The following is a 23,708-nucleotide window of genomic DNA, read 5'->3' on the forward strand; positions in this document are numbered from 1 at the left end:
AACCCCCCAGGCTTCGCGCACTTCGTGTCGCTACGCCAACCCCCTCGCCGGGGGCAATACCTGTGGCCCGGCAAAGCCGGTTCCACGGTATTCCTGAAAGGACCCAAGACATGGCCATCTCCAAGTCCGTTGTTGATCTGCGCAGCGACACCGTCACCCAACCCACGCCCGCGATGCGCGAGGCCATGATGGCCGCGCCCCTGGGCGACGACGTCTTCGCCACCGATCCCAGCGTGAACGCGCTGCAGGAGAAGATCGCGGGCATGCTGGGCTTCGAGGCGGCGCTGTTCGTGCCCACCGGCACGCAGAGCAACCTGTGCGCGATCCTGTCGCACTGCGGGCGCGGCGACGAGTACATCGTCGGCCAGCAGGCGCACTGCTACCGATGGGAAGGCGGCGGCGCGGCGGTGTTCGGCAGCGTGCAGCCGCAGCCGCTGGACCACGCAAGCGACGGCACGCTGCCGCTCGCGCAGATCGAGGCGGCCATCAAGCCCGACGACGCGCACTTCGCGCGCACGCGGCTGCTGGCGCTGGAGAACACGCTGGGCGGCAAGCTGCTGCCCTTCGAATACGTGCAGGCCGCGACCGATCTCGCCAAGAGCAAGGGGCTGCAGCGCCACCTCGACGGCGCGCGGCTCTTCAATGCCGCGACCGCGCAGGCTGCGCTGAACAGGCGCAGCGACATCCGCGCGGAAGCTCGCCGCATCGCGCAGTGCTTCGACAGCGTGTCGGTGTGCTTCAGCAAGGGGCTGGGCGCGCCCGTGGGCTCGGCGCTGGTCGGTTCGCGTGAGTTCATCGCCCGGGCGCACCGCATCCGCAAGATGGCGGGCGGCGGCATGCGGCAGGCCGGCCTGCTGGCTGCGGCGGCTTCGCATGCACTCGATCACCATGTCGACCGCCTCGCAGACGACCACGCGCTGGCGCAGCGCCTGGCGCAGGGGCTCGAAGGCATCGAGGGGCTGAAGGTGGAGGCGCCGCACACGAACATCGTGTTCGTCGACCTCACGGGCGCCGCGCAGGCGCGTTCCTCGGAGCTGCTGGCGAGCCTCAATGCGCAGGGCATCCTCGCGACAGGGCTCTACCGGCTTCGCTTCGTGACGCACCTCGATGTCGATGCCGCCGGCGTCGACCGGGCCGTCGCGGCGATCCGGACCTTCTTCAAGTCCTGAAAACCACGAGCGCGCGATGCCCGATCTTCCCCATCTGCTCGCATTCATCGCCGCCGGCTGGCTGCTGAATCTCACCCCGGGGCCCGACGTGCTCTACGTCGTGACGAACTCGCTGCGCTCGGGCGTGCGCGCCGGCATCGTGGCCGGGCTGGGCATCACGGCCGGTTGCTTCATCCACATCTTCGCTGCCGCAGTCGGCGTGGGCACCCTGATGGCGACCTCAGCCACGGCCTTCACGGTGCTCAAGTACATCGGCGCGGCCTACCTGCTGTACCTGGGCGTGCGCATGCTGGTGTCGAAGGCGGCGCCGCCTGCCGACCTGGGCGCAGCCGCCGCGGCGGCGGGTGGGGAGCGCAGCCTCAAGGCGATCTTCCTGGGCGGTTTCTGGACCAACGTGCTCAACCCGAAGGTCGCGCTGTTCTTCCTGGCCTTCGTGCCGCAGTTCATCGCGCCGGGCACCGACAACAAGGCGCTGGCTTTCGTGCTGCTGGGCGTGCTGTTCAACGTCAACGCCATTCCCGTCAACGTGGGGTGGGCCCTGGCGGCGGGCTGGATGGCGCGCCGCAGTGCAGTGCAGAAAGGCATGCACTGGCTCGATCGCGTTGCCGGCGTGCTGTTCATCGGCTTCGGCCTCAAGCTCGCGTTCACCGACGCGCCCGCCGCAGTCCGCGTCGGCCGCTGATTCATTCCGAGGAGACTTTCCATGATCACCCCCCAGGAAGCGCTGCAGCGCACCATCGAGCACCGCGAGGTCTTCCACGACGAGATGCTGCACATCGTGCGCCTCATCATGAGCGGCGAGTGCTCGCCGGTGATGATGGCCGCGCTGATCACCGGCCTGCGCGTGAAGAAGGAGACCATCGGCGAGATCACCGCCGCCGCGCAGGTGATGCGCGAGGTGTCGACCAAGGTGCCGGTGAAGGACACGACGAACCTCGTGGACATCGTGGGCACGGGCGGCGACGGCTCGCACACCTTCAACATCTCGACCTGCTCGATGTTCGTGGCCGCCGCGGCGGGCGCCAAGGTGAGCAAGCACGGCGGGCGCAGCGTGTCGAGCAAGTCGGGCAGCGCCGACGTGCTGGAGTCGCTGGGGGTGAACATCAACCTCAAGCCCGAGCAGATCGCGCGCTCCATCGAGGAATGCGGCATCGGTTTCATGTTCGCGCCGAACCATCATCCGGCGATGAAGAACGTGGCGCCGGTGCGCAAGGAGCTGGGCATCAAGACCATCTTCAACATCCTCGGGCCGCTGACCAATCCGGCCGGCGCGCCGAACATCCTGATGGGCGTGTTCCACCCCGACCTCGTGGGCATCCAGGTGCGCGCGCTGCAGCGCCTCGGCGCGGAACACGCGGTGGTGGTCTACGGGCGCGACGGCATGGACGAGATCTCGCTCGGCGCCGCCACCATGGTGGGCGAACTGAAGAACGGCGAGATCCGCGAATACGAGCTGCACCCCGAGGACTTCGGTTTCCAGATGTCGAGCAACCGCGCGCTGCGCGTGGAGACGCCCGAGCAGTCGAAGGCGATGCTGCTGGGTGTGCTCGACAATCAGGCAGGCCCCGCGCTCGACATCGTGCTGCTGAACGCCGGCGCCGCGCTCTATGCGGCGAACGTGGTCGATTCGGTGCAGGTGGGTGTGGAGCGCTCGCGCGCCGCCATCGCATCGGGCGCGGCGAAGGCCAAGCTGGCCGAACTGGTCAAGGCGTCCGCGACCGTCTGAGTTGCAAGAGAACAGGAACCCCAGAAGCCATGTCCGACATCCTCGACAAGATCATTGCCGTCAAGCGCCAGGAAGTGGCCGCGGCCCTGAAGCGCACGCCGCTCGAAGCCGTGCGCTTCGATGCCGAGAGCCGCGTGCTGACGCGCGACTTCGAAGGCGCGCTGCGCGCCAAGATCGCAGCCGGCCACGCCGCGGTGATCGCCGAAGTCAAGAAGGCCAGTCCGAGCAAGGGCGTGCTGCGCGAGGACTTCATTCCTGCCGACATCGCGCAGAGCTACGCCGAAGGCGACGGCGAGATCAGCGCGGCCTGCCTTTCCGTGCTGACCGACAGGCAGTTCTTCCAGGGCGGCGTGGACTATCTCAAGCAGGCCCGCGCCTCGTGCGAGTTGCCGGTGCTGCGCAAGGATTTCATCGTCGATGCGTACCAGGTGTACGAGTCGCGCGCGATGGGCGCCGACGCGATCCTGCTGATCGCTGCCTGCCTCGACGACGCGCAGATGAAGGACTACGAAGCCATCGCGCGCGGCCTGGGCATGGCGGTGCTGGTGGAAGTGCACGACGCGGTCGAACTCGATCGCGCGCTCAAGCTGAAGACGCCGCTGATCGGGGTCAACAACCGCAACCTGCGCAACTTCGAGGTGTCGATCCAGGCGACCATCGACCTGCTGCCGAGGCTGCCTGCCGATCGTCTGCCGGTGACGGAATCGGGCATCGGCACGCGGCAGGACGTGGCCACCTTGCGGGCGGCGGGCGTCAACGCCTTCCTGGTCGGCGAGGCCTTCATGCGCGCCAAGGAGCCCGGCGAGGCCCTCGCCGCATTGTTCAAATGAGCCGGCCCGATCAGCTGTCGAGCAGCGATCCCGTCGACTGGCCGGTAGCGCCTGGCTGGCAGCCGCTGGTCGATGAATTCTTCGGCAGCGCCGTGGGGCAGAAGCTGCAGGGGTTCCTGCGCGAGCGGCTCGATGCGGGCGCCGTGATCTTTCCGCCGCAGCCGCTGAGGGCGCTGGAGCTCACGCCGCCGGAAGACGTGCGCGTGGTAATCCTGGGGCAGGACCCGTACCACGGGCGCGGTCAGGCAGAAGGGCTCGCGTTCTCCGTGGCGCCGGGCGTGGCGCTGCCGCCGTCGCTGCGCAACATCTTCAAGGAGCTGCAGCGCGACCTGGGGACGGCGCCGCCGCCGTTTCCGAATCCGGGTGGCAGTCTGGTGAAGTGGGCGACCCACGGCGTTTTGCTACTCAACACCTGCCTGACGGTGGAGGAGGCGCAGCCAGCCAGCCATTCCGGGCGCGGTTGGGAGGTGCTGACCGATGCCGTCATCCGGCATGTTTCGAACGGTGCCAAACCTGTTGTTTTTATGCTGTGGGGCTCGCACGCTCAAAGTAAGCGTGCGTTGATCGACGTTAAGCGCCATAAGGTGCTGATGTCGAATCATCCGTCGCCTCTTTCGGCCCAGCGGCCGCCCGTGCCGTTCATCGGCTGCGGTCATTTCGGCGAAGCGCGTGCCTGGCGTGAGGCGCAGCGGTCGGAGGGGTGAAAACTTAGGCGATAATCGTGGGCTAACGCCTTCGAGCGGTTTTCCTGCATCTTCGTTGATGCATGGGTTTCCGGGTAGTCACAAAACCGTGCTATATTTCGAGGTTCGCCGGAGAGGTGGCCGAGTGGTTAATGGCAGCAGACTGTAAATCTGCCCTCTTACGAGTACGCTGGTTCGAATCCAGCCCTCTCCACCAGCGATGAATTTGGTTTCTAAGAGCGTTTGGATTTCGCGCTTTGGGTGCCTCGAGTGCTCCTGATGCGGGAGTAGTTCAATGGTAGAACCCCAGCCTTCCAAGCTGATGACGCGGGTTCGATTCCCGTCTCCCGCTCCAGAGACCCGGTTCGGCGCCGGAAGCGATTGGTTAGACAAAGCCCTTTTGGCTCAGTGGTAGAGCACTCCCTTGGTAAGGGAGAGGTCGCGGGTCCGATTCCCGCAAAGGGCACCAGTTTTTGGGGGTTGCAAAAGCTGCATTGCAACCCATCTGCATACGTTGGAAACGTTTTTTTCGGAGTCGAAAAATGGCAAAAGGTAAATTCACCCGCACCAAGCCGCACGTGAACGTGGGCACGATCGGTCACGTCGACCACGGCAAGACCACGCTGACGGCTGCGATCGCAACGGTGCTGTCGTCGAAGTTCGGCGGCGAAGCCAAGGCCTACGACCAGATCGACGCTGCGCCTGAAGAAAAGGCCCGCGGCATCACGATCAACACCGCGCACGTCGAGTACGAAACGGCCAACCGCCACTACGCACACGTCGACTGCCCCGGCCACGCCGACTACGTGAAGAACATGATCACCGGCGCTGCCCAGATGGACGGCGCGATCCTGGTGTGCTCGGCCGCCGACGGCCCGATGCCCCAGACCCGTGAACACATCCTGCTGGCTCGCCAGGTGGGCGTGGGCTACATCATCGTGTTCCTGAACAAGTGCGACATGGTCGACGACAAGGAACTGCTCGAGCTGGTCGAAATGGAAGTCCGCGAACTCCTCGACAAGTACGAATTCCCCGGCGACGACACCCCCATCATCCACGGCTCGGCCAAGCTGGCCCTGGAAGGCGACAAGGGTGAGCTCGGCGAAGGCTCGATCATGAAGCTGGCCGAAGCCCTGGACACGTACATCCCGACGCCCGAGCGCGCCGTGGACGGCACGTTCCTGATGCCCGTGGAAGACGTGTTCTCGATCTCGGGTCGCGGCACCGTGGTGACCGGCGCCGTCGAGCGCGGTGTGATCAAGGTCGGTGAAGAAATCGAAATCGTGGGCATCCGCCCGACGGTCAAGACCACCTGCACCGGCGTGGAAATGTTCCGCAAGCTGCTGGACCAGGGTCAAGCCGGCGACAACGTGGGCGTGCTGCTGCGCGGCACGAAGCGCGAAGAAGTCGAGCGCGGCCAGGTGCTGTGCAAGCCCGGCTCGATCAAGCCGCACACGCACTTCACCGCCGAGGTGTACGTTCTGTCGAAGGACGAAGGCGGCCGTCACACGCCGTTCTTCAACAACTACCGTCCGCAGTTCTACTTCCGCACGACGGACGTGACCGGCGCGATCGAGCTGCCCAAGGACAAGGAAATGGTCATGCCCGGCGACAACGTCAGCATCACCGTGAAGCTGATCGCTCCGATCGCCATGGAAGAAGGCCTGCGCTTCGCCATCCGCGAAGGCGGCCGTACCGTGGGTTCGGGCGTCGTGGCGAAGATCCTCGACCTGTAGGGCGAGCGCGAAGAGTACCGGAGGGGTATAGCTCAATTGGCAGAGCGTCGGTCTCCAAAACCGAAGGTTGTAGGTTCGATTCCTACTGCCCCTGCCACTTAGGTGGCACTCCGAAAAGCCCGTCGCGTCCCGACGGGCTTCGGCGTCTCAAGAGACGCATTGAATTGAAGGCCTTCGGGTCACAGGAAATCAGCCGAACATGGCCACTTCTCAAATCGAAACCGTGAGCACCGGCGCCGACAAGGCCAAACTGGCCGCGGCGGTGGTGTTGGCAGTGGGCGCCATCGTGGCGTTCTATCTGCTGGCGCGCCAGGGCTCGCTGGTGCAATGGGCTGCGCTGCTGGTCGGCTTGGCCGCGGCGGTGGCTGCCTTCGGCAGTTCGGAGAATGGCCGCCAGCTGTGGGCGTTCGGTCGCGATTCGTGGCGTGAAGTCAGGAAGGTCGTCTGGCCGACCCGCAAGGAAGCGATGCAGATGACGGCTTATGTGTTCGCCTTCGTGGCGATCATGTCCGTCTTCCTCTGGCTCACCGACAAGACGCTCGAATGGGTGTTTTTCGACCTCATTCTGGGCTGGAGAAAATAAATGAGCGCTGATCCAGTGAACGCAGTTGAAACCACGCCGGGCACGCCAGAGGAAGAAAACACTTCCGTGCTGGCTCCTGCCGCCAACCCCGATCTGCGTTGGTACGTGGTGCATGCCTATTCGGGCATGGAGAAGGCCGTCGAGCGCAACATCACCGAGCGCATCAATCGCGCCGGCATGCAGGACAAGTTCGGCCGGATCCTGGTTCCGACCGAAGAAGTGGTCGAGATCAAGAACGGTCAGAAGCGCACGACCGAGCGTCGTTTCTTCCCGGGCTACGTGCTGGTCGAAATGATCATGGACGACGAGAGCTGGCACCTGGTGAAGCACACCAACAAGGTGACGGGCTTCGTGGGCGGCGCCAAGAACCGTCCGGCCCCGATCTCGCAGAAAGAGGTCGAGGACATCGTCAGCCAGATGCAGCAGGGCACCGAGAAGCCGCGCCACAAGGTCGAATTCACCGTGGGTGAATTTGTGCGCGTCAAGGAAGGCCCGTTCACCGACTTCAACGGCACCGTCGAGGAAGTCAACTACGAGAAGAGCAAGGTCAGCGTGTCGGTCATGATCTTCGGCCGCGCGACGCCTGTGGAGCTCGAATTCAGCCAGGTCGAGAAGACCTGAGCCCCGGACCGCGAGGTCCGAGCCATTCCCGGCTGCGCGTTGTCCGACTCGGCGCGCGGCCTTGATCGAAGAGTCGTTTAACCCCGGGGAGCCTCGGCCGCAAGCCAAGGCGATATCACCCGCAAGGAGCAAAAAGCATGGCGAAGAAAATCGTCGGCTTCATCAAGCTGCAAGTGCCAGCTGGTAAGGCCAACCCGTCCCCGCCGATCGGTCCCGCACTCGGTCAGCGTGGTCTGAACATCATGGAATTCTGCAAGGCGTTCAACGCGCAGACGCAGAGCTACGAGCCGGGTCTGGCGCTGCCGGTGGTCATCACCGCGTTCGCCGACAAGAGCTTCACCTTCATCATCAAGTCGCCGCCGGCCGGCGTGCTGATCAAGAAGGCGATCAAGCTCGAAAAGGGTTCCGCACGTCCGCACACCGACAAGGTCGGCAAGATCACGCGCGCCCAGCTCGAAGAGATCGCAAAGACCAAGATGAAGGACCTGACCGCTGCCGACATGGACGCCGCGGTTCGCACCATTGCCGGTACGGCCCGCTCGATGGGCGTGAATGTGGAGGGCGTGTAAATGTCCAAGATCACCAAGAAGCAGAAGTCGCTCGAAGGCAAGGTCGACAGCACCAAGCTGTACCCGCTGGCTGACGCGATCAACATCGTCAAGGAAGCTGCAACCGCCAAGTTCGACGAATCGATCGACGTGGCCGTCCAGCTCGGCATCGACGCGAAGAAGTCGGACCAGGTCGTGCGTGGCGCCGTCGTGCTGCCCAACGGCACCGGCAAGACCAAGCGCGTGGCCGTGTTCGCCCAGGGCGCCAAGGCTGAGGAAGCCAAGGCCGCCGGCGCCGACATCGTCGGCATGGACGACCTGGCTGCCATGGTCAAGGCTGGCGACATGCCCTTCGACGTCGTGATCGCTGCCCCTGACGCCATGCGCGTCGTCGGTACGCTCGGTCAGATCCTCGGCCCGCGCGGCCTGATGCCCAACCCCAAGGTCGGCACCGTGACCCCGGACGTCGCCACGGCGGTGAAGAACGCCAAGGCTGGCCAGGTTCAGTTCCGCGTCGACAAGGCCGGCATCGTGCACGGCACGATCGGCCGTCGCTCGTTCGACAACGACAAGCTGCAGGGCAACCTCGCCGCGCTGATCGACGCTCTGGTCAAGGCCAAGCCGGCGACCAGCAAGGGCGTGTACCTGCGCAAGGTGGCTGTTTCGTCGACCATGGGTCTGGGTGTCCGCGTGGACACGCAAACCATCTCGGCGAGCTAAAGAGATTTGCTCCACCTCGCAAGGGTGGGGCGGATGTGGTGGGTCGCGGCGGCTTCGGTTGCCGCGGGCCATCCAAGACCGCTGGTGTGCAGGGTGCTGCACTTAAACGCCGGACCTCCCCGTCCGGTATCCAGCGCAGATGGCGATCCCGCTGCAAGGAATCGAGGAATTCGTTTTTTGTTCCTGACAGTTGGTCGCTGCATGAAGCGCGATCCCAGGCTCCGGCCGAAGATCGCATTAAAAGGAGTAGACCTTGAGTCTGAATCGCAGTGAGAAAGAAGCGGTCATCAGTGATGTGACCAGCCTCGCCGCAAAAGCTCAAACGCTCGTGATGGCGGAATACCGTGGCATCACGGTGGCCGATATGACCAAACTGCGCAACGAAGCGCGCAGCAAGGGTGTGACCCTGAGTGTTCTGAAGAACACCCTGGCACGCCGTGCTGTCGCCGGTAGCGCGTTCGAGGTCGTCGGCGACCAGATGACCGGTCCGCTGATCTACGGCTTCTCCGAAGACGCTGTGGCCGCCGCCAAGGTGGTGGCCGATTTCGCGAAGACCAACGACAAGCTGGTCATTCGCGGCGGCGCCTTCGGTGGCAAGGCCCTGGACGTCGACGGCGTGAAGCAACTGGCCAACATCCCTTCGAAGGAAGTGCTGCTGGCGCAACTGCTGGGCTTGATGCAATCCCCGATCTCTCGTACCGCCCGCGTGCTCGCGGCGCTGGCAGAGAAGCGTGGTGGTGGCGAAGCTGCACCCGCCGAGGCACCGGCAGAAGCACAGGCAGCTTGAGCTGCTTGCGTTTGAAACATTCAACCCAATTGTTAGGAAACAAAAATGGCATTCGATAAAGACGCATTTCTGACCGCGCTCGACAGCATGACGGTCCTGGAACTCAACGACCTGGTCAAGGCCATCGAAGAGAAGTTCGGCGTGAGCGCCGCTGCAATGGCCGCTCCGGCCGCTGGTGGTGGCGGTGCCGCTGCTGCCGCAGTCGAAGAGAAGACCGAATTCAACGTCGTGCTGGTCGATGCCGGCGCGAACAAGGTTTCGGCGATCAAGGCAGTGCGCGAAATCACCGGCCTGGGCCTCAAGGAAGCCAAGGACCTGGTGGAAGCCGCTCCCAAGGCTGTCAAGGAAGGCCTGTCGAAGGCTGACGCTGAAGCCGCCAAGAAGAAGCTGGAAGACGCCGGCGCCAAGGTGGAACTGAAGTAATTCAGACCCCCTGGAGGGCTGGAGGTGCCTGAAAAGGCCCTCCAGCCTTTGCCGCTTTCAGAGCGCACTCAAAAGCCCAGGCGAGCCGGGTTTTCGAGTGTCTTCTGACCCCGACTGCAGAAGACCCCTTGGTTCGGGCGATGTGCAACGCATCGCTGTCCGCCAACGGCTGGTAGTGGCCAGCCGCCAAGCAGTGGTGCCCCGGCACTGCTGACAAGTCGCTGAAGATCTCAAGCACCGGAGCTCTCATGGCCCAATCGTCCGCGTACAGTTACACCGAACGCAAGCGCATCCGAAAAAGTTTCGGCAATCGCGACAGCGTCGTCGAAATCCCCTACCTGCTGCAGATGCAGAAAGACGCGTACACCGCGTTCCTGCAAGCCGGCGTTCCCCCGAAACAACGTACCGTCGAAGGCCTGCAGGCTGCGTTCGACGCTGCCTTCCCGATCGTCTCGCACAACGGTTTCGTCGAGATGAAGTTCCTCGAGTACAACCTGGCGAAGCCGGCGTTCGACGTGCGCGAATGCCAGACCCGCGGCCTGACCTTCGCGTCGGCCGTGCGCGCCAAGGTGCAGCTCATCATTTACGACCGCGAGTCGTCGACCTCGCAGTCGAAGGTGGTCAAGGAAGTGAAGGAACAAGAGGTCTACATGGGCGAAGTGCCGCTCATGACGGACAAGGGTTCGTTCATCATCAACGGCACCGAACGCGTGATCGTGTCGCAGCTGCACCGCTCGCCGGGCGTGTTCTTCGAGCACGACAAGGGCAAGACGCACAGCTCGGGCAAGCTGCTGTTCTCCGCTCGCGTGATTCCCTACCGCGGCTCGTGGCTGGACTTCGAGTTCGACCCGAAGGACATGCTGTACTTCCGCGTGGACCGTCGCCGCAAGATGCCGGTCACGATCCTGCTGAAGGCCATCGGCCTGAACCCGGAATCGATCCTCGCGAACTTCTTCGTGAACGACAACTTCCGCCTGATGGACAGCGGCGCGCAGATGGAATTCGTTCCCGAGCGCCTGCGCGGCGAGGTCGCGCGCTTCGACATCACCGACAAGTCGGGCAAGGTCGTGGTCGCCAAGGACAAGCGCGTCACCGCGCGCCACACGCGTGAGCTCGAGCAGAGCGGCACCACGCACATCAGCGTGCCGGAAGACTTCCTGATCGGCCGCGTGATCGCCCGCAACATCGTCGACGCCGACTCCGGCGAGATCCTGGCCAAGGCCAACGACGAGCTGACCGAAGCGCTGCTGAAGAAGCTGCGCACGGCCGGCGTGCAGGACGTGCAGGTCATCTACACGAACGAACTCGACCAGGGCGCTTACATCTCGCAGACCCTGCGCATCGACGAAACGGTGGACGAATTCGCCGCCCGCGTGGCCATCTACCGCATGATGCGCCCCGGCGAGCCGCCGACGGAAGACGCCGTGCAGGCCCTGTTCCAGCGCCTGTTCTACAACCCGGACACGTACGACCTGTCGCGCGTCGGCCGCATGAAGTTCAACGCCAAGGTCGGCCGCGACGAATCGACCGGCCCGATGGTGCTGACCAACGAGGACATCCTGGCCGTGGTCAAGATCCTCGTGGACCTGCGCAACGGCAACGGCGAAGTCGACGACATCGACCACCTGGGCAACCGCCGCGTGCGTTGCGTCGGCGAACTGGCCGAGAACCAGTACCGCACCGGCCTGGCACGTATCGAGAAGGCGGTGAAGGAGCGTCTGGGCCAGGCGGAGCAAGAGCCGCTGATGCCGCACGACCTGATCAACAGCAAGCCGATCTCGGCCGCCCTGAAGGAATTCTTCGGCGCCTCGCAGCTGTCGCAGTTCATGGACCAGACGAACCCGCTGTCCGAAATCACCCACAAGCGCCGCGTGTCGGCCCTTGGCCCGGGCGGTCTGACGCGCGAACGTGCAGGCTTCGAAGTGCGCGACGTGCACGTGACCCACTACGGCCGCGTGTGCCCGATCGAAACGCCTGAAGGCCCGAACATCGGCCTGATCAACTCGCTGGCCCTGTACGCCCGCCTGAACGAATACGGCTTCATCGAGACGCCGTACCGTCGCGTGGTGGACAGCAAGGTCACCAACGAGATCGACTACCTGTCGGCCATCGAGGAAGGCAAGTACGTCATCGCCCAGGCCAATGCGGCCCTGGACAAGGACGGCGTGCTGACCGGCGACCTGGTCTCCGCGCGTGAAGCCGGCGAATCGATCCTGGTCGGTGCCGAGCGCATCCAGTACATGGACGTGTCGCCCGCGCAGATCGTGTCGGTGGCTGCATCGCTCGTGCCGTTCCTGGAGCACGACGACGCGAACCGCGCGCTGATGGGCGCCAACATGCAGCGCCAGGCCGTGCCGGTGCTGCGTCCCGAGAAGCCGATGGTCGGTACCGGTATCGAGCGCGTCTCCGCGGTCGACTCGGGCACCGTGGTCACGGCCACCCGCGGCGGTATCGTCGACTACGTCGATGCGACCCGTGTCGTGGTGCGCGTGAACGACGCCGAAGCGGCTGCCGGTGAAGTCGGTGTGGACATCTACAACCTGATCAAGTATCAGCGTTCGAACCAGAACACCAACATCCACCAGCGCCCCATCGTCAAGCGCGGCGACAAGATCGCCAAGGGCGACGTGGTGGCCGACGGCGCATCGACCGACCTCGGCGAACTGGCCCTCGGTCAGAACATGCTGATCGCGTTCATGCCCTGGAACGGCTACAACTTCGAAGACTCGATCCTGATCTCGGAACGCGTCGTCGCCGAAGACCGCTACACCTCGATCCACATCGAGGAACTGGTGGTGATGGCGCGCGACACGAAGCTGGGCGCCGAAGAAATCACGCGCGACATCCCGAACCTGGCCGAGCAGCAGCTCAACCGCCTCGACGAGTCCGGCATCATCTATGTCGGCGCCGAAGTGCAGCCGGGCGACACGCTGGTGGGCAAGGTTACGCCGAAGGGCGAGACCACGCTGACGCCTGAAGAGAAGCTGCTTCGCGCCATCTTCGGCGAGAAGGCTTCCGACGTGAAGGACACCTCGCTGCGCGTGGACCAGGGCTCGCAAGGCACCGTGATCGACGTGCAGGTGTTCACCCGCGAAGGCATCCAGCGCGACAAGCGCGCCCAGCAGATCATCGACGACGAGCTCAAGCGCTTCCGCCTCGACCTGAACGACCAGCTTCGCATCGTCGAAGCCGACGCGTTCGACCGTATCGAGAAGCTGCTGACCGGCAAGGTCGCCAACGGCGGTCCGAACAAGCTGGCCAAGGGCACCAAGCTCGACAAGGCCTACCTGTCGTCGGTCGAGAAGTTCCACTGGTTCGACATCCGCCCGGCGGAAGACGAAGTGGCGACGCAGCTCGAGTCGATCAAGAACTCGCTGGAGCAGACGCGCCACAGCTTCGACCTCGCATTCGAAGAAAAGCGCAAGAAGCTCACGCAGGGCGACGAGCTGCCCGCAGGCGTGCTGAAGATGGTCAAGGTCTACCTGGCCGTCAAGCGCCGCCTGCAGCCCGGCGACAAGATGGCCGGCCGCCACGGTAACAAGGGTGTGGTGTCGAAGATCGTTCCGGTCGAGGACATGCCCCACATGGCCGACGGCACGCCGTGCGACATCTGCCTGAACCCGCTGGGCGTGCCCTCGCGGATGAACGTGGGCCAGGTTCTCGAAGTGCACCTGGGCTGGGCCGGCAAGGGCGTGGGCCAGCGCATCGGCGACCTGCTGCAGCAGGAGGCCAAGGTGGCCGAGCTGCGCAAGTTCATGGAGCAGCTGTACAACGGCTCGGGCCGCAAGGAAGACATCGCCTCGCTGAGCGACACCGAGCTGCTCGAGATGGCAGGCAACCTGCAGAACGGCGCGACCTTCGCGACGCCGGTGTTCGACGGTGCCTCGGAAGAGGAAATCCGCGGCATGCTGAAGCTGGCCTATCCGGACGACATCGCCAAGGCCAAGGGCCTGACCGAGAGCCGCACGCAGGCCTACCTGTTCGACGGCCGTACCGGCGACCAGTTCGAGCGTCCCGTCACCGTCGGCTACATGCACTTCCTGAAGCTGCATCACCTGGTGGACGACAAGATGCACGCCCGCTCGACCGGCCCGTACTCGCTGGTCACGCAGCAGCCCCTGGGCGGCAAGGCGCAGTTCGGCGGCCAGCGTTTCGGGGAAATGGAAGTGTGGGCGCTCGAAGCCTACGGCGCTTCCTACGTCCTGCAGGAAATGCTGACCGTGAAGTCCGACGACGTGCAAGGCCGTACCAAGGTGTACGAGAGCATCGTCAAGGGCGAGCACTCGATCGAAGCCGGCATGCCGGAATCGTTCAACGTGCTGGTCAAGGAAATCCGTTCGCTGGGTCTCGACATCGAGCTCGAGCGTTCCTAATTTGAAAAGGGAAAGAGTCTTATGAAATCGCTACTCGACCTGTTCAAGCAATTCACGCCCGATGAGCATTTCGATGCCATCAAGATCGGCATGGCTTCGCCCGAGAAGATCCGTTCGTGGTCCTTCGGCGAGGTGAAGAAGCCCGAGACGATCAACTACCGCACGTTCAAGCCCGAGCGCGACGGCCTCTTCTGCGCGAAGATCTTCGGCCCCATCAAGGACTACGAGTGCCTGTGCGGCAAGTACAAGCGCCTGAAGCACCGCGGCGTGATCTGCGAGAAGTGCGGCGTCGAAGTCACGCAGACCAAGGTTCGCCGCGAGCGCATGGGTCACATCGACCTGGCCGCGCCCTGCGCGCACATCTGGTTCCTGAAGTCGCTGCCGTCGCGCCTGGGCCTCGTGCTCGACATGACGCTGCGTGACATCGAGCGCGTGCTGTACTTCGAAGCCTACGTGATCACCGACCCCGGCATGACCCCGCTGAAGAAGTTCGGCATCATGTCCGAGGACGACTACGACGCGAAGCGCAAGGAATACGGTGACGAGTTCGTCGCCAAGATGGGCGCCGAAGGCATCAAGGACCTGCTGGAAGGCATCGAGCTCGACAGCGAGATCGAACGCCTGCGCGGCGACCTGACCGGCTCCGAAGTCAAGGTCAAGAAGAACTCCAAGCGCCTGAAGGTGCTGGAAGCCTTCCGCAAGTCGGGCATCAAGCCCGAGTGGATGGTGCTCGACGTGCTGCCCGTGCTGCCGCCGGACCTGCGTCCGCTGGTGCCGCTGGACGGCGGCCGCTTCGCGACCTCCGACCTGAACGACCTGTACCGCCGCGTCATCAACCGCAACTCGCGCCTGCGCCGCCTGCTGGAGCTGAAGGCTCCGGAAATCATCGCGCGCAACGAGAAGCGGATGCTGCAGGAAGCTGTCGACTCGCTGCTGGACAACGGCCGCCGCGGCAAGGCCATGACGGGCGCCAACAAGCGCGCGCTGAAGTCGCTGGCCGACATGATCAAGGGCAAGAGCGGCCGCTTCCGCCAGAACCTGCTGGGCAAGCGCGTCGACTACTCGGGCCGTTCGGTCATCGTGGTGGGCCCGACGCTCAAGCTGCACCAGTGCGGCCTGCCGAAGCTGATGGCACTCGAGCTGTTCAAGCCCTTCATCTTCTCGCGCCTCGAAGCCATGGGCATCGCGACCACGATCAAGGCTGCCAAGAAGGAAGTCGAATCGGGCACGCCGGTGGTCTGGGACATCCTGGAAGAGGTCATCAAGGAGCACCCGGTCATGCTGAACCGCGCTCCTACGCTGCACCGTCTGGGCATCCAGGCCTTCGAGCCGATCCTGATCGAAGGCAAGGCGATCCAGCTGCACCCGCTGGTTTGCGCGGCTTTCAACGCCGACTTCGACGGCGACCAGATGGCCGTTCACGTGCCGCTGTCGGTGGAAGCGCAGATGGAAGCCCGCACGCTGATGCTGGCCTCCAACAACGTGCTGTTCCCGGCTTCGGGCGAACCGTCGATCGTTCCTTCGCAGGACGTGGTGCTGGGTCTGTACTACACGACCCGCGACCGCATCAACGGCAAGGGCGAGGGCCTGATCTTCTCCGACATCGGTGAAGTGCAGCGCGCGCTCGACGCCAACGAAGTCGAGCTCACTGCCAAGGTGGCAGTGCGCATCACGGAGTACACCAAGAACAAGGAAACCGGCGAATTCACGCCGTCGACCTCGCTCGTGGACACCACCGTGGGCCGCGCGCTGCTGTCCGAGATCCTGCCGAAGGGCCTGCCGTTCTCGAACATCAACAAGGCGCTGAAGAAGAAGGAAATCTCCAAGCTCATCAACGTCTCGTTCCGCAAGTGCGGCCTGAAGGAGACCGTGGTCTTCGCCGACAAGCTGCTGCAGAACGGCTTCCGCCTCGCGACCAAGGCCGGTATCTCGATCGCCATCGACGACATGCTGGTGCCCGCTGAAAAGCACGGCATCATCGAGCGCTCCGCCAAGGAAGTGAAGGAGATCGAGCAGCAGTACGTCTCGGGTCTCGTGACCTCCGGCGAGCGCTACAACAAGGTGGTGGACATCTGGGGCAAGGCCGGCGACGAAGTGTCGAAGGTCATGATGGCCAAGCTGTCGAAGCAGAAGGTCATCGACCGCAACGGCAAGGAAGTCGAGCAGGAGTCCTTCAACTCGATCTACATGATGGCCGACTCCGGCGCCCGCGGTTCCGCGGCCCAGATCCGCCAGGTGGCCGGCATGCGCGGCCTGATGGCCAAGCCTGACGGCTCGATCATCGAGACGCCCATTACCGCGAACTTCCGCGAAGGCCTGAACGTGCTGGAGTACTTCATCTCCACCCACGGTGCCCGTAAGGGTCTGGCCGACACGGCGCTGAAGACGGCTAACTCGGGCTACCTGACCCGTCGTCTGGTCGACGTGACGCAAGACCTGGTCGTGACCGAGCAGGACTGCGGCACGCACGGCGGCTACCTGATGCGCGCCATCGTCGAAGGCGGTGAAGTGATCGAATCGCTGCGCGACCGTATCCTCGGCCGCACCGCAGCCGACGACGTGCTGCACCCGGAAAACCGCTCGGTGCTGCTGAAGGCCGGCGAGATGTTCGACGAGGACACCATCGAGGCTCTCGAGGCGCAAGGCGTCGACGAGGTCAAGGTGCGTACCGCGCTGACCTGCGAAACCCGCTTCGGCATCTGCGCGACCTGCTACGGTCGCGACCTGGGCCGCGGCGGCCTGATCAACATCGGCGAAGCCGTCGGTGTGATCGCGGCGCAGTCCATCGGCGAACCCGGCACGCAGCTGACGATGCGTACCTTCCACATCGGTGGTGCCGCTTCGCGCGCTGCCATCGCATCGAGCGTTGAAGCCAAGTCGAACGGCTCGATCGGCTTCAACGCCACGATGCGCTACGTGACCAACAGCAAGGGCGAGTTGGTCGTGATTTCGCGTTCGGGCGAAATCGTCATCCACGACGAGCACGGCCGCGAGCGCGAGCGCCACAAGGTGCCGTACGGCGCGACCCTGACGGTCAAGGCCGACCAGCAGATCAAGGCTGGCCACGTTCTGGCCAACTGGGACCCGCTGACCCGACCGATCATCACGGAATTCGCCGGCAAGACGCAGTTCGAGAACGTCGAGGAAGGCCTCACGGTCGCCAAGCAGGTGGACGAAGTGACCGGTCTGTCGACCCTGGTCGTGATCGACCCGAAGCGCCGCGGCGCTGCCAAGGTCGTTCGCCCGCAGGTGAAGCTCATCGACGCCTCCGGCGCCGAAGTGAAGATCCCGGGCACCGACCACTCGGTGACGATCGGCTTCCCGATCGGCGCGCTGGTGCAGGTGCGTGACGGCCAGGACGTGGGCCCCGGCGAAGTGCTGGCGCGCATTCCGGTCGAAGGCCAGAAGACCCGCGACATCACCGGCGGTCTGCCGCGCGTTGCCGAGCTGTTCGAAGCCCGTTCGCCGAAGGACAAGGGCATGCTGGCCGAAATGACCGGTACCGTGTCGTTCGGCAAGGAAACGAAGGGCAAGATCCGCCTGCAGATCACCGATCCGGAAGGCACGGTCTGGGAAGACCTCGTGCCGAAGGAAAAGAACATCCTGGTGCACGAAGGCCAGGTGGTGAACAAGGGCGAATCCGTGGTCGACGGCCCGGCGGACCCGCAGGACATCCTGCGGCTGCTGGGTTCGGAAGAACTGGCGCGCTACATCGTGGACGAAGTGCAGGACGTGTACCGCCTGCAGGGCGTGAAGATCAACGACAAGCACATCGAGGTGATCGTTCGCCAGATGCTGCGCCGCGTCGTGGTCGACAACGCCGGCGACACGAGCTACATCTCCGGCGAACAGGTCGAACGCAGCGAAATGCTCAACACCAACGACGCCCTGCGCGCCGAAGGCAAGATCCCCGCGACGTTCACCAACCTGCTGCTGGGTATCACGAAGGCATCGCTGTCGACGGACTCGTTCATCTCGGCCGCTTCGTTCCAGGAAACGACGCGCGTGCTGACCGAAGCCGCGATCATGGGCAAGCGCGACGAACTGCGCGGCCTGAAGGAAAACGTCATCGTCGGCCGCCTGATTCCCGCGGGCACCGGCATGGCGTACCACCAGGCACGCAAGGTCAAGGACGCCATGGACGAGGCCGAGCGCCGCGCCATCGCCGAATCGGAAGCTGCCGAGCTGGCAGGTTCCGGCGAAGCCGAGGCGACTGCCAGCACGACGGAAGCCAGCGAAGGCGCTGCGACCGAATAACTGGTTAGCATCACCGGCCATGACCGGTACATCACGCCCCCCAACCGCCCCCGGTTGGGGGGCGTTTTTCTTTGTGTTCCCATGAGGTGTAGTCGTCGATGAGTCTGTTGCCCGAATCGATGGCCGGCTGGATCGTGATCGCGATCCTGCTGTTCTGGTTTGTCGGTGCCTACAACCGGCTGGTGCGCCTGCGCGCGGCCGTGCTGCAGGCTTACGGCCAGCTCGATGCGGCGCTGGGCAAACAGCTGGATTTCGTGCAGGCCAGCATCGCGGCGGGGCCGCAGCCCGAGGCCGCGCCCACGGGCGAGCTGCTGTCCTCGGTCGCGCCGCTGCAGGCGGCAACCGCGCAGCTCGCCACCCTGCTGGGAGCGACCCGGCTGCGTCCGCTCGACGTCGGCGGCATGGCCGCGCTGGCCACCGCGCTGCAGGTCTGGATCGGCGCCTGGCAGCGCCAGCACCCCGACCAGGTGACGGTGTTCGATGCCGACGGCACGCTGTCGCGGCCCGTGCCGCTGCAGCCCGGCACCACGACAGCCGCGTTTCCTGCTACCGGCGCCCCCGAGCCGATCGGCTGGCCCGAGCCCTCCGCCGCGGCGGAGATCGCGCGCAGCCAGTTCAACCAGGCGGTGGCGCAGTACAACGCCGCGATCGCGCAGTTTCCGGCGGTGCTGGTGGCATGGGCCGTGCGTCTGCGTCCGGCCGCGCCACTGCTCTGAAGAGAGCCTGCGGCGCGCTTCGACCTGCGTTTCTCTCCGTTTCTTCTTCTTTCCATGCGTGAAGTCCGGCTTTTGGCCGGCCCGTTACCATCGCCCCCAACTTGTCAGAACTACCTTCCGATCCTTCCCGCAGCGGCCACGGCAACGCGCCGCCGCTGCAACAACCTCCGCTCTGGCGCCAACTGCAGTTGACTGCGGCGGCGCTGGCGTCGATCCGGGCCGGCACCTCGGGTTCGGCGGCCTTCGAAGCCGTCGAACCCGCGCTGCGGCCCGGTGTGCAGGCGCTCGGCTTCCAGGTGCTGCGCTGGCTCGGCCGCGCCGAAGCCCTGCGCCGGCACCTGGCCAAGCGCACGCCGCCGCCCCTGCCCGATGCACTGCTGTGCACCGCGCTGGCGCTTGCCTGGGACGCCACGCACGCACCCTACGAGCCTTTCACGCTGGTCGACCAGGCCGTCGAGGCCGCCAAGCGCAACCCGGCCACGCGGGCCCAGGCCAGCTTCATCAACGCCTGCCTGCGGCGCTTCCTGCGGGAGCGCGACGAGCTCGTGGCCGCCACCGACACCGAACCCGTCGCGCAATGGAACCATCCGCGCTGGTGGATCGAGCGCCTGAAGCGCGACCATCCGCGCGAGTGGCAGCGCGTGCTGGCCGCCGACAACGCGCAGGCGCCAATGACGCTGCGGGTCAATGCGCTGAAGACGACGGCCGCCTCCTATCTCGCCGAGCTGGAGGCCGTCGGCCTTGGCGCCACGCGCGTGGGGCCCAGCGGCCTGCAGCTCGCGCGTGCCCGCCCCGTGCAGCAGCTGCCCGGGTTTGCCGATGGCGCCTGTTCGGTGCAGGACGCCGCCGCGCAGATGGCCGCGCCGCTGCTGCTCGAAGGCCTGCTGCCAACGGCGAAGTCCGGCGAGACGGCCACGCCGCTACGCGTGCTCGACGCCTGCGCCGCCCCCGGCGGCAAGACCGCCCACCTGCTCGAAATGGCGGGCCCCGGCGCCATCGACGTCACCGCGCTGGAAGTCGATGCCGCGCGCAGCCGCCGCATCGACGAAACCCTGGCCCGCCTCGGGCTCCAGGCCAAGGTGCTCGTCGCCGATGCGGCCCAGCCGGCCCGGTGGTGGGACGGCACGCCCTTCGACGCCATCCTGCTCGATGCGCCGTGCACCGCCTCGGGCATCGTGCGGCGCCATCCCGACGTGCGCTGGCTGCGCCGCGAAAGCGACACCGCCCAGCTCGCCGCCCAGCAGGCCGCGCTCCTGGCGGCCCTGTGGCCGCTCGTGGGGCCCGGCGGGCGGCTTCTCTACTGCACTTGCTCCGTGTTCCGCGAAGAGGGTTCGCAACAAATTGATGCGTTTCTTGTACACAACACCAACGCACGATTGCTGCCGTCGCCGGGCCATTTGCTGCCCCAAAGCGGATCGAATGCCCGCGGCGTCCCGGACAATGCCTCTGGTGACCACGACGGCTTCTTCTACGCCCTGCTTGAAAAGCGTCCGCGTTGAGCGACGGCGCGGGCTGATCCTGTCGCTGCCCGTCCTGCTCTGGATCTGGGCGATGTGGATGGCCTTCCTGCCGGCTCCGGCGGCTGCGCAGGGGCGCAACGGGGCGTCGATCACGCAGATGCGCCTGGAGCAGTCCGACGACGGCATCTACTTCAGCGCCGCGGTGCAGTTCGAGCTGCCTTCGCTGGTCGAGGAGGTGCTCGACAAGGGCATCGCCATCTATTTCGTGGCCGAGGCCGAGCTCTTCCAGGAGCGCTGGTACTGGACCGACCGCAAGGTCGCGCAGGTCACGCGCCACATGCGGCTGGCCTACCAGCCACTCACGCGGCGCTGGCGGCTCAACGTATCGGCGGCGCCGATGACCGGTGCGGCCGGCCTGGGCATCTCGCTGAACCAGAACTTCGACACCCTCGGCGACGCGCTCGACGCCATCAAGCGCGTCGGCCGCCTGCACATGGGCGACGTGGCCGAGATCGGCGACGACCCGCAGCACCAGGTCACCTTCCGGTTCAGGCTCGACACCTCGCAGCTGCCGCGCCCCTTCCAGATCGGCGTGGTCGGCCAGGCCGACTGGAACATCGCCGTCGAGCGCACCGCGCGGCTCACGGTGGAGAAGCAGAAGTGAGCACTGCGGCGCGCAGCGGCACGCCGGCCTCGCAGGCCGCGAGCCGCGCGCGGGCCCGGCGCTGGGCCATCGGCGTCGGCGCCGCGCTGGTCACGGCCATCGGCCTGGTGCTGATGTTCCTGCTGGCGCAGGCCACCAACAACCGCGCGCTGTACGAGCGCTACTACGTACGCCTGTTCGGCATCAACGTCGTGGTGGCGGTGCTGCTGGTGCTGGTGATCGGCTGGGTGGCCTTCCGCCTGCTGCGGCGACTGCGGCAGGGCAAGTTCGGCAGCCGGCTGCTCATCAAGCTCGCGGCGATCTTCGCGCTGGTGGGGGTGGTGCCGGGGGCGCTGGTCTACGTGGTGTCGTACCAGTTCGTCGCGCGCTCCATCGAGAGCTGGTTCGACGTCAAGGTGGAAGGCGCGCTCGACGCCGGCCTGAACCTCGGGCGCGCCACGCTCGATTCGCTGTCCGACGACCTCGCCGTGAAGACGCGCAGCGCCAGCGCGCAGCTGGCGCAGGTGCCCGACGCCAGCGCGGGCCTGGCGCTCGAGCGCATCCGCGACCAGCTCGAAGCCAGCGACGTCATTCTCTGGACCGGCAGCGGACAGCTGGTGGCCAGCGCCGGAACCTCGCGCTTCCAGCTCAACCCCGAGCGCCCGACGTCGCAGCAGTTCCGCCAGGTGCGACCCGAGCGCGCCGTCGCGCACGTCGAGGGGCTGGACGAAACCACCGCGGCGGGCGCCACGCCGCCGGCCGCCAGCGTGCGCGCGCTCGCCATGGTGCAAAGGCCGGGCTTCGACTTCGATACCGCGCCGCGCTATCTGCAGGTCACGCGGCCACTGCCGCCCGCGGTGGTCGCCAACGCGCTGGCGGTGCAGGAGGCCAACCGCGAATACCAGGAGCGCGCGATCGCGCGCGAGGGGCTGCGCCGCATGTACATCGGCACGCTCACGCTGAGCCTGTTCCTCGCCGTGTTCGGCGCGGTGCTGCTGGCGGTGCTCTTCGGCAACCAGCTCGCGCGGCCGCTGCTCGTACTGGCCGACGGCGTGCGGCAGGTGGCGGCCGGCGACCTGCGGCCCACCGCCGTGCTGCAGGGCAAGGACGAACTTGGCGGCCTTACGCGCTCCTTCGCCGTCATGACACAACAGCTGGCCGATGCGCGCGGCGCGGTCGAGAAGACCATGGGCCAGCTCGACGCGGCGCGCGCCAACCTGCAGACCATCCTCGACAACCTGACCTCGGGCGTGATCGTGCTCGATGCCAAGGGCACGGTGCTGTCCACCAATCCGGGCGCGACCCGCGTGCTGCGCGCGCCGCTCGCGGCCTACGAGGGCCGGCCACTCATCGAGGTGCCCGGGCTGGCCGAGTTCGGTGCCAAGGTGCAGCAGCAGTTCGAGGACTTCCTCGTCGAGCGCATGCAGCACGGCCTCGACCACTGGCAGCACGCCTTCGAGCTGCATGCCTCCGGCGCCGACCTGCCGCAGCAGGACGGCGCCATCAACATCGTCGCGCGCGGCGCCGAGCTGCCAGGTGCCGCCCGGCTGCTGGTGTTCGACGACATCTCCGAGATCGTCTCGGCCCAGCGCGCGCAGGCCTGGGGCGAGGTGGCGCGACGGCTCGCGCACGAGATCAAGAACCCGCTCACGCCGATCCAGCTTTCGGCCGAGCGGCTCGAAGATGAAGCTCTCCGGCAAGGTGCAGCCGCCGGAGCAGGCCGTGCTGGTGAAGTCGGTGAAGACCATCGTCGACCAGGTCGATGCGATGAAGCGGCTGGTGAACGAATTCCGCGACTACGCGCGCCTGCCCGCGGCCGACCTGAAGCCGGTGGACCTGAACGCCCTGCTGACCGACGTGCTCCAGCTCTACAGCGCGGAGAACCTGCCGATCACGCTGCGCTCCGAACTCGATGAGCGCTGCCCGCCCGTCCGGGGCGACGCGCAGCAGATCCGGCAGGTCATACACAACCTGTTGCAAAACGCGCAGGACGCGGCAGAGGCCGCCGCCAGCGGCACGGGCAAGGTCGGGGAGGTCATCATCCGCACGCGGCTCGGCGACTCCGGCCAGCGCGTGCGCCTGACCGTGCAGGACAGCGGACCGGGCTTCGCCGAGAACATCCTCAAGCGCGCATTCGAGCCCTACGTCACCACGAAAACAAAAGGTACCGGTTTGGGCCTGGCGGTCGTCAAGAAGATCGCCGACGAGCACGGCGCGCGCATAGAGCTTTCCAACCGCGTCGTCGATGGGGCTGTAGCGGGGGCACAAGTCTCGCTATCATTCGCGCTGGCAGGCGAGCCGCAGGCAGCGGTCGCTCACACCGAAGATTCGTCGAAGTCTTCCGCCGCCTGAGTCGCACGAACGAACGAATGTCCGTCGCACAGGCGATGGATCGGCCAGCGACTCGACAAACATTGCAGACACCAGCGCACA

17 protein-coding genes, 4 tRNA genes and 1 pseudogene are annotated in these 23,708 nt (G+C 65.7%); all 22 read left to right on the plus strand.

All coding sequences use genetic code 11. From position 1 onward, the window contains the following. Positions 1–110 precede the first annotated feature (110 nt). The 22 genes and pseudogenes from ltaE to ACHMXA_RS07195 all read left to right on the plus strand — a co-directional run bounded on the left by ltaE (position 111) and on the right by ACHMXA_RS07195 (position 23,627). Positions 111–1,169 (plus strand): low-specificity L-threonine aldolase, encoded by a 1,059-nt coding sequence (ltaE, locus tag ACHMXA_RS07090; protein WP_395319642.1) that lies wholly within the window; start codon positions 111–113, stop codon positions 1,167–1,169. Positions 1,170–1,185: 16 nt separating this feature from the next. After that, on the plus strand, positions 1,186–1,851 hold the full coding sequence (locus ACHMXA_RS07095; RefSeq protein ID WP_395319644.1) for a LysE family translocator: 666 nt from the start codon (positions 1,186–1,188) through the stop codon (positions 1,849–1,851). A gap of 21 nt (positions 1,852–1,872) precedes the next feature. Next, positions 1,873–2,895 carry an anthranilate phosphoribosyltransferase gene (gene trpD, locus ACHMXA_RS07100; RefSeq protein WP_176669004.1) on the plus strand — a complete coding sequence of 341 codons (1,023 nt, stop codon included), beginning with the start codon at positions 1,873–1,875 and terminating at the stop codon, positions 2,893–2,895. A 29-nt stretch (positions 2,896–2,924) separates the two neighbouring features. Then, positions 2,925–3,725, plus strand: a complete 801-nt coding sequence (gene trpC / locus ACHMXA_RS07105; protein ID WP_395319648.1) for an indole-3-glycerol phosphate synthase TrpC — start codon at positions 2,925–2,927, stop codon at positions 3,723–3,725. Then, on the plus strand, positions 3,722–4,429 hold the full coding sequence (locus tag ACHMXA_RS07110; RefSeq protein WP_395319650.1) for a uracil-DNA glycosylase: 708 nt from the start codon (positions 3,722–3,724) through the stop codon (positions 4,427–4,429). The genes trpC and ACHMXA_RS07110 overlap by 4 nt, the downstream gene beginning before the upstream one ends. A gap of 110 nt (positions 4,430–4,539) precedes the next feature. Further along, a tRNA-Tyr gene (locus tag ACHMXA_RS07115) sits at positions 4,540–4,625 on the plus strand. Positions 4,626–4,689: 64 nt separating this feature from the next. Then, positions 4,690–4,763 (plus strand) — tRNA-Gly (locus ACHMXA_RS07120). Positions 4,764–4,802: 39 nt separating this feature from the next. Beyond that, a tRNA-Thr gene (locus tag ACHMXA_RS07125) sits at positions 4,803–4,877 on the plus strand. Positions 4,878–4,950: 73 nt separating this feature from the next. After that, positions 4,951–6,144: an elongation factor Tu gene (gene tuf, locus ACHMXA_RS07130; RefSeq protein WP_093210122.1), complete on the plus strand. Its 1,194-nt coding sequence runs from the start codon at positions 4,951–4,953 to the stop codon at positions 6,142–6,144. A 21-nt stretch (positions 6,145–6,165) separates the two neighbouring features. After that, a tRNA-Trp gene (locus tag ACHMXA_RS07135) sits at positions 6,166–6,241 on the plus strand. A gap of 102 nt (positions 6,242–6,343) precedes the next feature. After that, positions 6,344–6,727 (plus strand): preprotein translocase subunit SecE, encoded by a 384-nt coding sequence (gene secE, locus ACHMXA_RS07140; RefSeq protein WP_019658339.1) that lies wholly within the window; start codon positions 6,344–6,346, stop codon positions 6,725–6,727. Further along, positions 6,728–7,348, plus strand: a complete 621-nt coding sequence (gene nusG / locus ACHMXA_RS07145; RefSeq protein WP_395319653.1) for a transcription termination/antitermination protein NusG — start codon at positions 6,728–6,730, stop codon at positions 7,346–7,348. A 137-nt stretch (positions 7,349–7,485) separates the two neighbouring features. Beyond that, a complete protein-coding gene (gene rplK, locus ACHMXA_RS07150) occupies positions 7,486–7,917 on the plus strand; it encodes a 50S ribosomal protein L11 (RefSeq protein ID WP_093206996.1) in 432 nt (143 codons plus the stop codon). Beyond that, positions 7,918–8,616 (plus strand): 50S ribosomal protein L1, encoded by a 699-nt coding sequence (gene rplA, locus ACHMXA_RS07155; RefSeq protein ID WP_093206999.1) that lies wholly within the window; start codon positions 7,918–7,920, stop codon positions 8,614–8,616. Between the two features lie 253 nt (positions 8,617–8,869). After that, on the plus strand, positions 8,870–9,403 hold the full coding sequence (rplJ, locus tag ACHMXA_RS07160) for a 50S ribosomal protein L10 (RefSeq protein WP_176667622.1): 534 nt from the start codon (positions 8,870–8,872) through the stop codon (positions 9,401–9,403). Between the two features lie 45 nt (positions 9,404–9,448). After that, positions 9,449–9,826, plus strand: coding sequence for a 50S ribosomal protein L7/L12 (rplL, locus tag ACHMXA_RS07165; protein ID WP_093207002.1), 378 nt, complete (start codon positions 9,449–9,451; stop codon positions 9,824–9,826). Between the two features lie 248 nt (positions 9,827–10,074). After that, positions 10,075–14,199: a DNA-directed RNA polymerase subunit beta gene (gene rpoB / locus ACHMXA_RS07170; RefSeq protein WP_176667623.1), complete on the plus strand. Its 4,125-nt coding sequence runs from the start codon at positions 10,075–10,077 to the stop codon at positions 14,197–14,199. Between the two features lie 21 nt (positions 14,200–14,220). Continuing rightward, positions 14,221–18,456 carry a DNA-directed RNA polymerase subunit beta' gene (gene rpoC, locus ACHMXA_RS07175; protein ID WP_395319657.1) on the plus strand — a complete coding sequence of 1,412 codons (4,236 nt, stop codon included), beginning with the start codon at positions 14,221–14,223 and terminating at the stop codon, positions 18,454–18,456. Between the two features lie 98 nt (positions 18,457–18,554). Continuing rightward, entirely contained in the window at positions 18,555–19,172 is a 618-nt protein-coding gene (locus tag ACHMXA_RS07180) for a lema family protein (protein ID WP_395319659.1), read from the plus strand. A gap of 101 nt (positions 19,173–19,273) precedes the next feature. Then, a complete protein-coding gene (gene rsmB / locus ACHMXA_RS07185; RefSeq protein ID WP_395319661.1) occupies positions 19,274–20,671 on the plus strand; it encodes a 16S rRNA (cytosine(967)-C(5))-methyltransferase RsmB in 1,398 nt (465 codons plus the stop codon). After that, positions 20,652–21,296: a DUF4390 domain-containing protein gene (locus tag ACHMXA_RS07190; protein WP_395319663.1), complete on the plus strand. Its 645-nt coding sequence runs from the start codon at positions 20,652–20,654 to the stop codon at positions 21,294–21,296. Before rsmB ends, ACHMXA_RS07190 begins: the two co-directional genes overlap by 20 nt. Then, a pseudogene (locus tag ACHMXA_RS07195) lies at positions 21,293–23,627 on the plus strand (ATP-binding protein). Before ACHMXA_RS07190 ends, ACHMXA_RS07195 begins: the two are co-directional and overlap by 4 nt. Positions 23,628–23,708: the final 81 nt, after the last annotated feature.

The sequence above is a fragment of the Variovorax sp. UC74_104 genome (genome assembly GCF_044055375.1).
Lineage (GTDB): Bacteria > Pseudomonadota > Gammaproteobacteria > Burkholderiales > Burkholderiaceae_C > Variovorax.